The organism is Nostoc cf. edaphicum LEGE 07299 (assembly GCF_015207245.1).
GTDB classification, from domain to species: Bacteria; Cyanobacteriota; Cyanobacteriia; order Cyanobacteriales; family Nostocaceae; genus Nostoc; species Nostoc edaphicum_B.
In genome coordinates this window covers 1-3,098 of the sequence record NZ_JADEXF010000800.1, presented here as the reverse complement: position 1 = coordinate 3,098, position 3,098 = coordinate 1, and the positions used below count along the sequence as shown (strand labels likewise).

Genomic DNA, 3,098 nt, shown 5'->3' with positions numbered 1-3,098 from the left:
GCATCGTAGCAATATTATCTAAATTGACTGATTGTAATAAGCTTTGCCAATCTTTTTCAATATATGCATCATTAGAATTAGAAATGCGTCTTTGGGCTAGCATATTTAAAGCGTCAAACCAAATCCCTTTTTCCGCATAGATTATAATCTTTTTTCGAGGTTCATTTGCAGCTTCTAATTGTTGGGTAACACGCTCATCTAAATTGATTCTTTTAATGTCCCCTTCTACATATATAGGAATACTTGCTGTCTCTTGGTTACAACGCACTTTTAAATACCAGCGATATGTCTTATCTACTTTTAATGAAGCAGTACTAGGGAGATAAATACCAATGATACTTGGCTTTGAAGGTAGAGCGATCGCATTTCTATAAACATCATTTCCGGCGCTATCCTGTAAGCTAAATTCAGCGCTTGAATTAGACAAATTCTTAGTGTAGGGGATGTAAAACCAAAACGTAGGTCGTTCTAAAGTGGTTAGTCCCTCTACAGTCCCGATAATTGAATTGTTTGTCTGCTTGCCAACCTTTTGTTCCTCTTGAAATGGTACTAAGGCAGTGAGCGGGGTTGAAACCGCAGGACAATTATCTCGACTACCCATTCCTGCTCTACGCCCAGATACAGGACTTAATGGAGCAGGTGCTTTTGGCAAAATAAAAACTGGTCGAGAATTAGGTTGTTGAGGTGAAGCAGGTGTTTTAACTGGTTGTGCAGGCTGTTTATTAGTAGCTGGTTGTTTAGTTTGATCTATTACCTGTGCGGAGTATTGAGTAGTGCTGCTCAAAATCAGAGCAGTTGTTAAGATCCATTTCATTGATTTAATAGGTACAATTTTTGCTTGTTGCTATCGTCATCATAAAGTTCACCTTAAATTAAACCTCTGCATGAAAACTTGTATACGAGTTTTATTGTAGATATATTTAGCCATCTTTTATAACTGATTCCAATTGTTGAGACAGCGAATGTGTGTCTCTAAATGTAGAGGCAGGCAAGTACACTGTAAATTGAGTATCTCTGCCTACTTGACTGTAAACATTGACAAAACCACCGTGATTTTTAATAATACCCAATGCCGTAGAAAGTCCTAAACCTGTACCTTTGCCTACCTCTTTGGTAGTGAAAAATGGTTCAAAAATCCGTTGCTGGACTTCTGACGACATACCTAAACCAGTATCCGTCACCACGATCGCAATATAAGAACCCACTTTCGCATCTATATTTATCTGGGCAGAATGTTCGCCAATCACCAGATTTTCCGCCGCAATTCTTAAAATACCGCCATTGGGCATAGCGTCACGGGCGTTGATTACTAAGTTTATCAATACCTGATGTAGTTGAGTTATATCTCCACGAACGTACCAAAGATTTTTAGGGATATCTATCTGGCAAATAATGGATTTGGGGAATGTTTGAGCGATAATTTGCTCAATCTCTGCCATCAAAGGCTGAATTTCTACAATTGTCCGTTTGCTTTCAATACCCCGTGCAAAAGATAACACTTGTTTAAGCAAATTAGCGCCGCGTTTGACATTATTTTCTAAAGTTTGCAGGATTTGCTGACTCTGGGAATCGGGCAATTTCTTCTGCAACACTTGAACTGACATTAAAATTGGCGATAGTATGTTATTGAGGTCGTGAGCGATACCGCCAGCTAGAGTGCCAATACTCTCCAAACGTTGCGATCGCAGAAGTTGAGCTTCTAGTTGTTTCTGCTGCGTAATCTCAGTGTTTACACTCAAAATAGATTTGGGTTGTCCATTATCATCTGGTATCAGTGTCCACCGACTTTCAACGATAATTACTTTGCCTTCTCTTGTCAGTTGATGCAATTCACCCCGCCACTCACCCGTATTCATCACCTTCAAGTAAGCCTCTTCTAGCTGTGGTGAAATCTCTTTATATAAAAGTTGCAAAACATTTTTACCCACAACTTCCTCAGCTTTCCAGCCATATAGACTTTGGGCACCTTTATTCCAGAATAAAATTTGGTTGTGGATATTTCGCACCAGAATCGCATCAGTTGATACATCTAGCAGCGCTGCTTGTTCGCGGATTTTCTGTTCTGCCTGTTTTTGCTGGGTTATATCTCGCGTCAGTGCCAAATGGATGAAAGTGTCATCAGATTCGTTACGTAGTGGTACGGCATGAGTTTCTATGTAGCGGCGAGTGCCTTTAAATCCCACGATTTCAAACTCCAGAGTCTCCTTATTACCTTGACAGACACTTTTATGTAAGTCAGCAAAGGCGGCTCTATACTCTGGCACAATTACGGCATCAACTGGTTTACCAATCAAGATATCAGCACTTTCCACTTCCATCATTGCCAGCCCTTCTGCATTAATTTCTAAAAGGGTGCCATCTCTGGCAATTAGCTGGATGCATTCTGGTTCTGCATCTATCATGGCTCGTAAACGATTTTCGCTTTGGCGTAGGGCCAATTCCGTCTGCTGAAGTTGCCTGATATAACGCCACAACAAATCATACAGCAGCGCCACCAGCACCAAATCCACAATCGCAGCGATAAAAAATGTCACTATCGCCTTTTGGGAATTTGCTTGTGACTGCTGCATTTCCTGCTGTAATAAATTTTTCTCGGCTTTCAAAGAGTCGTTAATAAGTTGTTGAATCTCTTTGCCAATTTGCTTGTCATTATCAGATAAGATTTGCTGCCGAACTGCTTCTAATCCTTGGTTTTGTCTAAGGTAAATTTCTTGTTGGAGAATGTTGAGTCTGTTGGTAATTTTCGTCTCTAGTAAAGCAATCCACTGCTGCTTTTGCCGATTATTGGCAGTTAAATTTTTGAGAATCTGAATATTGCTATTTGTTTGTTGATAAGCTGCAAGATAAGTTTGTAAATCGTCTGCATCTGCTGTAATTAAATAACTACGTTGTGCAGTTTCAGTATCTTTGAGTGTAGATTGGATACTTTCAATTTGGGTAATAGATTTATAGGAGTATGCTAGCCATTGCTGGTTGTAAATCAGCTTCACAGTGTTGCTATATGAGACTACAGCATTAGTAAATACAACTGCCAATGCTAAGACGAATATTGCTTTCAGCTTTTGGACTCGATACCATTTTTTGCCCATGCGATCGCC

2 protein-coding genes are annotated in these 3,098 nt (G+C 39.8%); both read right to left on the bottom strand.

All coding sequences use genetic code 11. From position 1 onward, the window contains the following. A partial coding sequence (locus IQ229_RS20855; protein ID WP_194046997.1) for a DUF928 domain-containing protein occupies window positions 1-814 on the bottom strand: 814 nt, incomplete at its 3' end. Window positions 815-920: 106 nt separating this feature from the next. Further along, window positions 921-3,098 (bottom strand): PAS domain S-box protein (locus tag IQ229_RS20850; protein ID WP_409339955.1); only part of this gene is annotated, 2,178 nt, incomplete at its 5' end.